Source organism: Bacteroides togonis, from assembly GCF_900130135.1.
GTDB lineage: Bacteria > Bacteroidota > Bacteroidia > Bacteroidales > Bacteroidaceae > Bacteroides > Bacteroides pullorum.
In genome coordinates, this window is sequence record NZ_LT670820.1 from 2,542,414 (window position 1) to 2,555,413 (window position 13,000).

The window sequence follows — 13,000 nt, forward strand, 5'->3', positions numbered from 1 at the left end:
ATGAATTTTACGTACAAGACCAAAATGACAGCAACTTCCGAACAACCCTCCTTCCCAATCATCGGGCTGGAAGAAACCGACTCGACCAACCGTTACTTGAGCGACCTGTGCGACAACGCCCCGACGGCCCCCATTGAATATACGACCGTCACAGCCCGCTTCCAGACGTCGGGCAAGGGCCAGCGCGGCAACTCGTGGGAGTCCGAAGCCGGGCAGAACCTCCTGTTCAGCACCGTGCTCTACCCCCGTTTCGTCGAGGCACGCCGCCAGTTCGTCCTGTCGCAGATTGTCTCGCTGGCCGTCAAGGAAGAGCTGGACACCTACACGGAAGGCATCTCCATCAAATGGCCCAACGACATTTACTGGCACGAGAAAAAGATTTGCGGCATGCTCATCGAGAATGTGCTGGAGGGCAACCGCATCGGCCGCTGCATCCCCGGCATCGGCATCAACCTGAACCAGACCGTCTTCCGCAGCCCCGCACCCAACCCCGTTTCGCTGAAGCAGATTACGGGCCGCGACTACGACGCGCCGACCGTCCTCGACGGCTTCCTGTGCCGCCTGCACACCTATTACGAAGCTCTGCGCCGCGACGCTGACGGACGCTTTGCCGCCTCCATTGCCCGCCGATACGCCGACGCCCTCTTCCGCCGCGAGGGTCTGCACCCCTACGAAGATGCCGACGGACGCTTCCTGGCCCGCCTGGCCGACGTGGAGCCGGACGGACGCTTCGTCCTGCAAGACGAGGCGGGACGCTTGCGCCGCTACCTCTTCAAGGAGGTGCAATACATCCTCTGATACCGGAAATGTCAAGAAAACTGTTCTCCGGGGTCTCCGAGCGTTCGGACAGTCCGGCGGAATATCCGACGGCTTCTCCGAGCGTTGGGACAGCCAGGCGGAAAGTCCGACGGCTTCTCCGAACGTTAGGACAGTCCGGCGGAATGTCCGACGGCTTCTCCGAGCGTTGGGACAGCCCGGCGGAATGTCCGACGGCTTCTCCGAGTGTTGGGACAGCCCGGCGGAATGTCCGACGGCTTCTCCGAGCGTTGGGACAGCCCGGCGGAATGTCCGACAGCTTCTCCGAGCGTTGGGACAGTCCGGCGGAATGTCCGACGGTTTCTCCGAGCGTTAGGACAGCCCGGCGGAATGTCCGACGGCCCGAAATTCTTCCATACAATCCCTTCGGCCCGAGGCCAGAGACTTTATTCTTCTGAGGTCAATCCTTCATATTGTTCAAGCACCACCTGCACATGATAAGCATGCTCCAGCGCCGGATAACGTTCCCGATAGAGAGAAGTACGGTCCGCAACCACACAACGGAAGTGGGGAGCCGAATTGAGATCACGCGTATCAGGCGAAATGCCGCCATTGGACTCGCTCAGAAACAGTTCGTCCGAATGGTTGCCCGACGACAGACGGACAGGCGTGAAGCGTTCGAAGAAAAACTTGCGTGCAAAACCGTCGGCCGTCCGCACATTGAGTTCCAGAGGATCTTCGAGTCCGATGGGCTCGGCCGAAGCATCGAAGACATAGCGTGAAGAACCGATAACCAGCTGTCCCGCATTCATCGCTTCGTTCTGATAGACCAACGTATAACCCTTGACGACGGCAGGCCCCGAAGAAGCCCCCAGCATCTCCTGCTCCAGCGCGCTCTTCTCTTCATCGGTCAGCCCTGCGCCCTGCAACATCACGCGGTTGTCTATCACACCATAGAGATAATAGGGATAACCCACCGTGACCGACAAAAGATAATCCCATCCGTAACCGTCACGGATAAGGACTTCCGCCTTTCCGGCCTTCAGCGGACGGATAAAGAGCTTGCTCCCTTCGCAACGGGCCTGCACTACCTCGTCGTTGCTAATCTCCAAACGGAAATTCCCGTCACCACCCTGTATGAGATACACACGGTCGGCCGTCTCAAAAGCCATCAGAGAGATACGAGGGTTTTCGTTATCGAAAACTTCATTCGGGTTTTCATACGCCAGTTGGATACGTGGAACACTGTCATCTTTATCGGAACAGGCACCCAGCCCGAGCGACAGCAACGTCAGGCACAGCAAGACAAAAGGAAACAGTTTTTTCATGTCGGGATGTTTTTCCTACAAAGGAAAGGATTTGTGACGGAAGGATGAAACGTTTCCCGAAGATTCATCGGGTATTTAACTTTCATTTTCACTGCCAACTCAGCCGTCTATTGCATTCACCTTTTGCAAAGGCAGGAGGCGGTTCGGCAAAAACAAATGAAAACCACGTTTTCAATTTGTTTCTGCGCTCACCTTTCACTACCTTTGCAACAAACAAAGCATTGCATCCCGATGACAGACGAAAGCCATACGCTACACATCAAGAACATGGTATGCCACCGCTGCATCCTGGCCGTGGACAACGCCCTGCGCACGCTGGGCCTGCATCCGCTGTCTGTGGAGCTGGGTATCGCCGTCACCGCCGAAGAGCTGACACCCGACCTCCGTCTGCGGGTAAAGGAAACGTTGGAAACCTTGGAATTCGAACTGATAGACGACCGTCGGATGCAGACGGTGCAACAGATGAAGGACCTCATCGTCAGCCTAGTGCACCAACCCACGGACGCTCCCCTCCAGACCAACCTGTCCGACTACTTGGCCCACGCCCTCAGCAAAGACTACGGCACACTGAGCAAGCTGTTCTCCGAAGCCACAGGCACCACCGTCGAAAAGTATGTCATCGCCCAGAAAATAGAGCGGGCCAAAGAGCTGCTGACCTATGGCGAACTGACGTTGAACGAGATAGCCGACCGTCTGAGCTACTCGAGCACCGCTTACCTGAGCGCGCAGTTCAAGAGCGTGACAGGCCTCACCCCCACGCAATTCAGGCAACAGAAAGAGAAACGTCGCAGGCCGCTGGACGAAATCTGAGATAAAGACACAATCTTATAACTTATTCCCCGAATTTCATAACAACCGATCGGGAAGTCCGCCGTACCTTTGCAAGCGTAAACATCAAAATCAATCGTCAGCAATGGAAAACGAACATACCATCCAACAGAACTTCGATGTACAGGGCATGAGCTGCGCCGCCTGCTCCGCCCGTGTGGAAAAGACCTTGAGCCGGCAGCCGGGCGTGGTCCAGGCCGCTGTCAACCTGGCCACAGCAACAGCCACGGTGACCTACGACCCGTCGGCCTGCAATACCGCAGCCCTGCAACAGGCCGTAGAGGCCGTGGGATTCGGCCTGACTCCCCAACAGGAAACACCCGCGCCCTCGGAGGCGGAAGACAAGGAAGCGGAACAACTCCGCCAGTACCGCGCACTGAAGCGGCGCACCGTGTGGGCCATCGCCCTCGCCCTGCCCGTGGCCGTCATCGGCATGGTGTTCATGGACCTGCCCTATGCCAATTACGTGATGTGGCTGCTCGCTACCCCCGTAGTCTTCGGACTGGGCCACGGCTTCTATGCCAACGCCTGGCGACTGCTGAAGCACCGCGCGGCCAACATGGACACGCTGGTGGCCGTCAGCACCAGCATCGCCTACTTGTTCAGCGTGTTCAACCTCTTCTTCCCCGACTTCTGGCGGTCGCGGGGCATCGAGCCGCATGTCTATTTCGAAGCCTCGGCCGTCATCATCGCCTTCATCCTGCTGGGCCGCCTGCTCGAGGCGCGCGCCAAGAGCCGGACAGCCGACGCCATCAAGAAGTTGATGGGTCTGCAACCGCAGACGGTAACGCTGGTAAATGAAGAATTAAAAATGAAGAATGAAGAACCAGGCTGTGCTGCGCCTGACAGTCTGCAAGGAAATTCTTCATTCTTCATTCCTCATTCTTCATTAAAAGAATCTTTCCCACTGGAACAGGTCACCGTCGGCAATCTGCTTCTGGTGAAGCCCGGCGAGCGCGTGCCCGTGGACGGCACGGTCGTGGACGGAGAGTCGTACGTGGACGAAAGCATGCTGAGCGGCGAACCGCTGGCCGTGGGCAAGCGTGCGGGCGACCGTGTACTGGCGGGTACCATCAACCAGAAGGGCAGTTTCGTTTTCTGCGCCGAGCAGGTGGGACACGACACGCTGCTGGCCCACATCATCCGTGCCGTGCAGGACGCACAGGGCAGCAAGTCCCCCGTGCAGAAGTTGGCAGACCGCATCGCGGGCATCTTCGTCCCCACCATCATGGCCATCGCCCTGCTGAGCTTCCTCGGCTGGGTATTGTTGGCCCCGACCGACGGCTTCACCCACGGCCTACTGGCACTGGTAACAGTACTCATCATCGCCTGCCCCTGCGCCCTGGGGCTGGCCACACCGACGGCCATCATGGTGGGCATCGGCAAGGGAGCCGAACAGGGTATCCTCATCAAGGACGCTGAAAGTCTGGAGCGCGCACGACGGGTGGACACCGTCGTGCTGGACAAGACGGGCACCGTGACAGAAGGCTGTCCGCAAGTCACCACCCTCCTCTGGCGACACGAAGAGGAGCGCCACGCCATCGCCTTCTACACGCTGGAGAAGCGTTCCGAGCATCCGCTGGCCGAGGCTATTGTCCGCTACTGTGAAAATAATTTTCCCCAGTTAGAAAAAAATTTTTCTCCAACTGAAGAATTTGAAAGCCTCACAGGCCAAGGCATTCACGGTCGCGTTGGCAGTACACATTATTACATCGGCAACCGTCACCTGCTGGAAGAACAGAGAATTACCATTGACCCGCAACTGGCGCAGGAAGCCGACCGTCTGGAGGCCGAAGCACAAACCGTCGTCTGGCTGGCTGATGAGCACGAAGCTTTGGCCGTCGTCGCCATCGCCGACCGCGTGAAGCCCACCTCTGCCCAAGCCATCCGCCGCCTGCAACGCCAAGGCATCGACGTCCATCTGCTGACGGGCGACAACGAAGCCACTGCCCGCGCCATCGCCGCGCAAACGGGCATCCGCCACTACCGCGCAAACGTGCTACCACAAGAAAAAGCAGCCTACATCAGCCGCCTTCAACAAGAGGGGAAAACCGTCGCAATGGTGGGCGACGGCATCAACGACAGCGCTGCCCTGGCACAGGCCGACCTGAGCATCGCCATGGGTACGGGCAGCGATATCGCCATGGATGTGGCAGGCATTACCTTGCTGAAGGGTGACCTCGGCAAGCTCTCTGAAGCCCTGCGCCTCTCCCACCTCACCGTGCGCACCATCCGGCAGAACCTGTTTTGGGCATTCATTTACAATATAATAGGAGTGCCTGTCGCCGCCGGTGTGCTCTACCCCGTCTGCGGCTTCCTGCTCAACCCCATGATAGCCGGGGCGGCCATGGCGTTCAGCAGCGTCAGCGTGGTGACAAACAGCCTGCGGTTGAAACGATGCCGGCTGTAAAAAGAAATCAACTGTTGAGCCACACCTTCAGCGCCGCCACCCGTTCGCGGCTCACCTGAACGCTGCCGTCGAAGGGAGGCGTAACGTGCACCACCATCTTGCCGTTGAAGTAAGGCTCGATGTCGCGGATGCAATCGGCCGAAAGGATGAACTGGCGGCTGACACGAAAGAAGCGGCGCGGGTCGAGCTGTTCTTCCAGCTTCGTGAGCGGCAGGTCGATGATGTGCGTGCGGCGGTCGGCCGTCACGGCAAAGGTCACTTTCTCTTCCGAATAGAAGTAGCACACGTCGTCTACAGCCAAGGTATAGAGGCTCCGCGCACCGTTGACGAGGAAACGCTTTCGATAAGGACAGGCGTTGCGGTCGGCCAGCATCCGAAGCAGCTCCTGCATATCCATCCGCTCATTCTGTTCACGAATGCGGGGAGCGGTCAGGCGTTCGAACTTTTCAAGCGAATCGGCCAGGCGCTCACGACGGACAGGCTTCAGCAGATAATCGATGCTGTTGACGGTAAAGGCACGAACGGCATATTCGTCGTAGGCAGTAGTAAAGACAATCATGCTCTCGGGGCGGGCCTGCTCGATGAAGTAGAACGAGAGGCCGTCGGCCAGCTGAATGTCGAGAAAAAGGATGTCGGGATGCGGATGGGTGGCAAACCATTGTACGGCCTCCTCTACCGTACCCGGCAGAAGCAGAATATCCCACTGGGGGCGCAACTCGGCCAGCATCCCCTGCAACAGGCGGGCGGCAGGCAACTCGTCTTCGATGATGGCGGCCCGTATCTTCTTTCCGCTCCAGGCGTCTGTCTGAACATCATTCATACAACAACGGAACTTTTACAGTAAAACAATCTTCTCCCTTCTGCACACAAATCTCCTTGCCGCAAAGCAGGCGATAGCGTTGCGTCAGGTTGTCCAGCCCATGCCCGCCCGAAACGGCTCCCAGCTTGGGACGCAAAGGATTGGACACACGCAGCCAAGGGAATCCTTCCTCGTCCGACACGACCTCCACTTCCACCGCCATCGGTCGTGAAGGGCTGATGACGTTGTGCTTCACGATGTTCTCCACCAGCACCTGCAGGGTGAGCGGAGGCAGCTGCGCATCCTCGCGCACAGCCTCATCCACTTGCCAAGCTACCGTCAGACAATCGCCCAGACGCACCCGATGAAGCTCCACGTAGGTATCGACAAATTCCATCTCCTCGCGCAAGCCCACCAGCCGCTTGTCCTGACAGGCCAGGATGTAACGGTAGACGTCGGAAAGGTTGCGCGTAAAGCTGACGGCTCCCTGCGGATTGTATTCAATCTCGGCCACCAGCGTATTGAGGCTGTTGAACAGAAAGTGCGGATTGAGCTGGGTCTGCAAGGCCATGTAGCGGGCCTGCAAGGCTGTTTCTTCCAGCTGGCGCGTACGGCGGTAGGCGGCAAGCAGGTCTTTGTAGAAGCGGTTGCTGACCGACTGGCTGACAATGACTAGCTCCGTCAACCACGTGATGAGCAGCAGACGCGTCCCCTTATAAACCAGCTGGAAAGGATGCGGCATGTCAAGCAAGAGCTTTACAGATACCAGCAACAGGTAATTGAGCAGGAAAAGAAAGGCGCCCGACAAAACAAAGAATAGTACCATCTGCCGACGGCTGCCGAGGAACGTCGGATAGCTGCGCCGAAGCCTCAACTGAATGTAGCGCATGCCCAGCCCCACGCCGTTGAACAGCAGCATCACGGCCACGAAGGCTTCGGGCGTGAGCAGGCGGTCCTGATAGCGCAAGGGGATATCGGCAAAGCGTACCAGGAAGAAATAGGAGAAACATCCCAGCCCCGAGTAGAGCAGGATGTCCCCAAGGTATTGTCGGGTGTTCGGTTGCATAACAGTAAAAATCAGCTATATTCCTAAATCCTTTCCCTTTATCGGATACAAGGCGATGGCTTGTCATCGACAAAGCAGTGCTTTCGCCTCCGCAAAACGATGTTTTAAAGACGACAAAACAATGCTTTACGCTGTACTTCCACAAAGATACAGAATTTATCATTCGCCGCAAGCCCTCTGCAAGGCACTTTTTGCCACGCAGGCATTCAGCTTCGAACGAATATGGTTCTGGCGAGCTTCCAGATGGAAAAGCTGCGCATTGATGACCTCGACAATCGAGATGCTTCCCTCGCGGTATTTGTCCATGGCCAGCTCCTCGCTCTCGGCCGCCTTGCGCAACGAACTTTCGGTGAGCCGCACCTGCTCCACGGCCTGTGCATAGTTGCACTGAGCCGTCTCCACCTCCAGCCGCAGGCCGTCGCCCACCTGTATACGCCGTTCGCGGGCAATGTCCACCTGATAGCGCCCCATGTTCTTCGTGCGACGGCGTTTGCCCCACTCGAAGATGGGTACGCTGAGCTTGGCATAGATGGCATAATTGGGATCGAGGTCGGCACGGAAGTCATAGCCGGGCGACGAGTAGCTGCCGTCCACGCCGATGGAAAGCGTAGGCAAATAGCGGGCGTTGGCCTGGCGGGCGGACGACTGCTGTACGCGTACATTGCTTTCGGCCATTCCCATCTCGGGGCGGCGCATCAGCAGGTCGTCCACCTCATCAGTCAAGGGCTGGACGACGGTGAGGGGCACTACCAGCGTATCGGTGGCAATGTGCTGGTCGGAAGGGATGCCGGCCAGCGCATTGAGCGACAGGCGGGCCACTTCGGCATCGTTGCGGGCGCGCTGCACCTGATAATCGGCATCGTTCAATCGCACTTCGGCCATGAGCAGGTCGTTACGGTCGGTATATTCCGCCTCCACCCGCTGGCGGACGACTTCCACCAGCCGACCCACCGACTGGCGGTAACCGTCGGCCACGCTGACCAATTCGCACTGAGCCACATGGTTCCAATAACAGACATCGGCTTCGTGGCGAAGGTCATTCGCCACACGTCTGATTTCCTGACGGGCCATCTCGTCCTCGGCCTGCGCCTTGTCATAGCCCGCCCGAAGCGCACCGCCCGCATAAAGCGGTTGCGCCAGGCTGACCGAAGCGCCGTATTTCGTATTACGTCCCTCGAAGGTGTAAACGTCATCCGTGCCAGACAAAGCAATGTCCTTACGCAACGGATGGCCCGTATAGTTGAAGTTGGCTCCGCCCGAAAGCTTGGGGAGGAAGTCGGCCCGTGCCGATTGTTTTGCTTCCCCGCTCGCGCCGGCCGCATATTCGGCAGCACGCAGGTCGGGGCTATAGGCCTCTACCTGTGCGCGATAGGCGTCGAGCAGCGGGTTGTCCTGTGCCCGTCCCGACGCGGCCGTCAGGAGTGCAGAGGCCGTCATAATGAGATATAGTTGTTTCATGTCTTTTCGTTTTTATTTCATTGAATGGACAGTGTTCACGCTCTCTTTGCCGCTTCGGGATAGAACACGGCGTAGAGGGCAGGAGTTACGAAGAGCGTCAGCAGCGTAGCGAACGACAGGCCGAAGACAATCGTAGCCGCCATGCCGCCGAACACGACGTCGAACAGCAGGGGAATACTGCCGAAGATGGTCGTAATGGCTGCCATCAGTACAGGCCTCGTACGCGAAACGGTAGCCTCAACGATGGCCTCACCGGGCGCGACACCTGCCCGCCGCTGAATGTTCACCTCGTCGAGCAGCACGATGACGTTCTTGATGATCATGCCCAGCAGGCCCAGCCATCCGGCTATGCAGAAGAAGCCGAACTGGAAACCTGTGACCAGCATCCCCACGACCACGCCGATGACCGACAGAGGCAGGATGAGGAAGATAATGGAAGGCTGGCGGAAATTGCCGAACAAGGCTACCAGTATGAGCACCAAGAAGACGATGGCCAGCGGGAAATACTTGGTAAGCGCCTCCATAGCCTCTTTCTGGTCCTTATACTGCGAATCCCAGAAGAAACTGTATCCGGCGGGAAGCCCGATGCGCTCTATCTCGTCACGGATTTCGCCGTGTACCTCCTTCATGGTATGGCCGGGCTGTACGTCGCATTGTGCTGCCATAGACAGACGCCGGTTATAGGTCTTTACCAACGGCCATTCCCAACCTATCCCGATGCTGTCGGTCACCTGAGCCAAGGGGACAGAGTTGCGTCCATTCCACACGGGCAGGTCTTCGAGTGCAGCCTGCGACAGCTGCTCGCCGCCTACCGTACGCAACAGGACAGGTACCTGCTTGTCACCGTCGCGATAGATGCCTACCGGCGTGCCGTCGTTGGTACTCTTCACGGCCGTCATCAGGTCGGCTTTGCCCAGGTTCAGGCGGCCGGCTTTCACGGGGTCGTAGGCGGCACGCACCAGCATGGCCTTGTTACCCCACTCGTTGCGGGCGTTCATCACCTTCGGATTGCGGCGCATGATGTCGATGGCCATACTCGTCAGCGAATCGAGCACGCGGGGATCGTCACCGCAAAAGCGGGCTTCGATGAGCGCCTGCGGAATGCTGTTCAGCTCGAAGCGGTTGACGCGGATCAGGGCATCGGAGAAAGTCTGCGACAGCTCGTCTTGCAGTCCCACCTGCATGCTGCGCGCCACAGACGGGCTTACGGCCTCGACCAGACACTGTGCGTAGTTGCTCTGAGGTCCGTAGGCAGCATTGGCCAGGTAGTAGCGCGGGGGTGTCTGGCCGACAAAGGTCGACACGTGGCGGACGCCCTCATGCTGCATCAGCTTCTCGGCCAGGGCTTCGGCCTGACGTGAGGTTTCCTCCACGCGGGTGCCCTCGGGCAGCCAAACGTCGACGGAGAAGTATTGCTTGTCGAGCAACGGCATGAACTGCTGCGGAATGCAGCGGAAGCCCAACGCGCTGGCGGCCAGCAGCACCACCATCGAGGCCAGTACGAACCAGCGGCGGCGGATGGTCCAGCGCAGGGCACGGTGGAAGCGGTCGTACATGCGCCCATGGAAGAGCTCGCCCTTCAACTCGTCGGGACGCGGACGACGGACGAATTCCTGCACGAAGAAGACGTTTTGCGAAACGGCCAGCACCCAGCTCAGAAGGAGTGACACGGCAATGACGATGAAGAGCGACGACAACAGCTCACCCGTAATGTGGGGCGACAGATAGACAGGCAGAAAGGTGAGCACGGCAATGAGCGTAGCGCCCAGCAGCGGCATGGCTGTCGTGCCTACGGCAGCAAGGATGGCCGTACGCTTGCGCATGCCGCGCTGCATGTTGACCAGCGTAGCGTCATAGACCACAATGGCATTGTCCACCAGCATACCCATGGCAATGATGATGGCCGCCAGCGACATGCGTTGCAGGGCGATGCCCGTGCCATACATATAGATAAGGGTGCCGAAAATGGAAAAGACCAGTCCGCTGCCAATCAGTATTCCGTTCTTCATACCGATAAAGAACAGTAGCACGGCGATAACGGTCACAACAGAGATGATGAGGTTGAGCACAAAACCGTCGTTGGCAACAGACGACTCATGCCCCTGGTCGTAGACGGTACGGAGACAATAGCCTTCGGGCATATCTTGCTCCAACTGCGACAGGCGGGCGGCTACGCGTTCGGCCATGTCGACTACGTTGCCGTCGGCCACCGTCGATATGGCGATGCCGATGGTAGGGAGGCCGTCCATCTCCATGCGGCTGCGGGCCGGACGGACATAGCTCTCGCTGACGGCGGCCAGCTCGCCCAGGCGGAAATAAGAGCCGTCGCGCGAGGTGACGGTCAGGTTCTCGAGTTCTTCGAGCGTCGTGAAGCTTCCTGCCGCATCAATGCGCAGGCGGTTATGGGTCGTCTCAACAGCTCCGGCATCAACGATGCGGTTCTGGCGGTCGAAGGCGGCGGCGATGTCGGCCATCGTCAGCCCGCTGGCAGCGAGCAGTGAAGGGTCAACCTCTACCTCGATGGTGCGGTTTTGTACGCCATAGAGTTCGACACGGGCCACATCGGGCACAGCCAGCAACTCGTTTTTGAGGCGTTCGGCCTGCTCCTCAAGTTCGCGATAGGTGTGCACGGCGCTACTCAAGCCATAAAAGGCACATAGACTTCGACCTTCACTTGTGAAAGATCAATAAAAGTCACAACCGCCTGCGAAGGCTTCACTTCCTGATGGCGTTCAATGTGTGTCTGCTGTACAAAGCCATCGAAAGGAGCCAAGAGACGTGTGTCATCCAATTCGTTCACGGCCATATCGAAATCTGCACGAGCACGAGCGTAATCAGCACGAGCTTTCTCATAGGCAGTGGCCGATACGTTGTTTTTTTCATAAAGATTGGCTGTACGACGATAGTCAGCCTCAGCCTGACGACAAAGAGCTTCGGCACGATCGCGACGTATGAGGAAATCACGACGATCGATAGCGGCTATCGGCTGTCCTTGACGAAAAAACTGACCTGCCTGCACTGTAAAGTTGTCCACCGGCCCGCCTACACGAAAAGCGAGCTGAGTGACACGCACAGGCTCAGAAATAAATGTATAACTGCGGGCAGCTTCACTCGTAATAGTTTCAGCACGGGCCACCCGCACGACCGGCTGAGGCCTGACTGGCTGCTCCTGCTTGCCACATGCGGCCAGCAAGGCAGACAGACACACCATGAAAAATGCGTTTCCTAATAAATTCTGCTTCATATCTCTTTTTACACTTCGGTTTACAAATATCGTCCGCAAAATTAGCGGAGGCTGCTACTCCTCGTGAGTAAAACTTACCCAACCGCAAAATAAGGCCACTGAAACACGAAAAAAGAAAGATGAAGCCCACAAAGCCATATACAACGACTCAGAAAGAAACGGACAGAAAAACTCGCCTATCGTTTGCCGCTCCAATACCTTTTTATATCTTTGCCGAAAACCTCAAAACAAACCATTTATGGCAACATACAAGAGAATCTTACTGAAGCTCAGCGGCGAGAGCCTCATGGGCGAAAAGCAGTATGGCATCGACGAAAAACGTCTGGCCGAATATGCAGCACAGATCAAGGAAATACACGCCACAGGCGTACAGATAGGCATCGTCATCGGCGGCGGAAACATCTTCCGCGGCTTAAGTGGAGCCTCAAAAGGCTTCGACCGCGTAAAGGGCGACCAGATGGGCATGCTGGCCACGGTCATCAATAGCCTTGCGCTCAGCTCGGCACTGACGGCCGCAGGCGTCAAGGCGCGTGTGCTGACAGCCGTACGCATGGAGCCCATCGGCGAATTCTACAACAAATGGCGCGCCATCGAATGCATGGAAGCAGGCGAAGTGGTCATCATGTCGGCCGGCACGGGCAATCCGTTCTTCACCACCGATACAGGTTCCAGCCTACGTGGCATTGAAATCGAAGCCGACGTCATGCTGAAAGGTACCCGCGTGGACGGCATCTATACGGCTGATCCTGAAAAAGACCCGACAGCCACAAAATTCCACGATATCACTTACGACGAAGTGCTGCACCGCGGCCTGAAGGTGATGGACCTCACCGCCACGTGCATGTGTAAGGAAAACGACCTGCCCATCATCGTCTTTGATATGGATACCGTGGGCAACCTCAAGAAGGTCATCGACGGCGAAGACATCGGCACATTGGTACACAACTAAAAAAGCATTGCTTTCCATCGAAGAAAACAGTGCTTTACACCCAAGAAAACACTGTTTTCCTCTAATCGAGCTAATATCTTCCGAAGCAAAAAAAACTTGCAATGTTGCAAAAGAAGAAATAATACGCTACATTTGCTCTACTAAATAAAAAAACAACCATTC

At 57.3% G+C, this 13,000-nt stretch carries 9 protein-coding genes and 1 pseudogene; 4 read left to right on the plus strand and 6 right to left on the minus strand.

Going from position 1 to position 13,000, the window contains the following annotated elements; all coding sequences use genetic code 11:
* Positions 1-24: 24 nt before the first annotated feature.
* Complete coding sequence (locus tag BQ8005_RS10900) at positions 25-798, plus strand: biotin--[acetyl-CoA-carboxylase] ligase (protein ID WP_075319149.1); 774 nt, start codon at positions 25-27, stop codon at positions 796-798.
* A 404-nt stretch (positions 799-1,202) separates the two neighbouring features.
* Here the strand turns inward: BQ8005_RS10900 and BQ8005_RS10905 are convergent, their stop codons facing one another.
* On the minus strand, positions 1,203-2,084 hold the full coding sequence (locus tag BQ8005_RS10905) for a hypothetical protein (protein ID WP_075318054.1): 882 nt from the start codon (positions 2,082-2,084) through the stop codon (positions 1,203-1,205).
* A gap of 231 nt (positions 2,085-2,315) precedes the next feature.
* Between BQ8005_RS10905 and BQ8005_RS10910 the strand changes: the two genes are divergently transcribed.
* Both BQ8005_RS10910 and BQ8005_RS10915 read left to right on the plus strand, forming a co-directional pair.
* Complete coding sequence (locus BQ8005_RS10910) at positions 2,316-2,894, plus strand: helix-turn-helix domain-containing protein (protein WP_075318055.1); 579 nt, start codon at positions 2,316-2,318, stop codon at positions 2,892-2,894.
* Positions 2,895-2,997: 103 nt separating this feature from the next.
* On the plus strand, positions 2,998-5,322 hold the full coding sequence (locus BQ8005_RS10915) for a heavy metal translocating P-type ATPase (RefSeq protein WP_075318056.1): 2,325 nt from the start codon (positions 2,998-3,000) through the stop codon (positions 5,320-5,322).
* A 7-nt stretch (positions 5,323-5,329) separates the two neighbouring features.
* Here the strand turns inward: BQ8005_RS10915 and BQ8005_RS10920 are convergent, their stop codons facing one another.
* The 5 genes and pseudogenes from BQ8005_RS10920 to BQ8005_RS10940 form a co-directional block, all read right to left on the minus strand.
* On the minus strand, positions 5,330-6,142 hold the full coding sequence (locus tag BQ8005_RS10920; protein WP_075318057.1) for a LytR/AlgR family response regulator transcription factor: 813 nt from the start codon (positions 6,140-6,142) through the stop codon (positions 5,330-5,332).
* Positions 6,135-7,187 (minus strand): sensor histidine kinase, encoded by a 1,053-nt coding sequence (locus BQ8005_RS10925; protein WP_075318058.1) that lies wholly within the window; start codon positions 7,185-7,187, stop codon positions 6,135-6,137. The genes BQ8005_RS10920 and BQ8005_RS10925 overlap by 8 nt, the downstream gene beginning before the upstream one ends.
* 159 nt (positions 7,188-7,346) lie before the next feature.
* Positions 7,347-8,645: a TolC family protein gene (locus BQ8005_RS10930; protein WP_075318059.1), complete on the minus strand. Its 1,299-nt coding sequence runs from the start codon at positions 8,643-8,645 to the stop codon at positions 7,347-7,349.
* Positions 8,646-8,680: 35 nt separating this feature from the next.
* Positions 8,681-11,314, minus strand: a pseudogene (locus BQ8005_RS10935) (efflux RND transporter permease subunit); the annotation flags it as partial.
* Entirely contained in the window at positions 11,284-11,889 is a 606-nt protein-coding gene (locus BQ8005_RS10940; protein ID WP_075318060.1) for an efflux RND transporter periplasmic adaptor subunit, read from the minus strand. The pseudogene BQ8005_RS10935 and the gene BQ8005_RS10940, both read right to left, overlap by 31 nt.
* 238 nt (positions 11,890-12,127) lie before the next feature.
* Here BQ8005_RS10940 and pyrH point away from each other — a divergent pair, with 238 nt between their 5' ends.
* Entirely contained in the window at positions 12,128-12,838 is a 711-nt protein-coding gene (pyrH, locus tag BQ8005_RS10945) for a UMP kinase (RefSeq protein ID WP_021847481.1), read from the plus strand.
* Positions 12,839-13,000 lie beyond the last annotated feature (162 nt).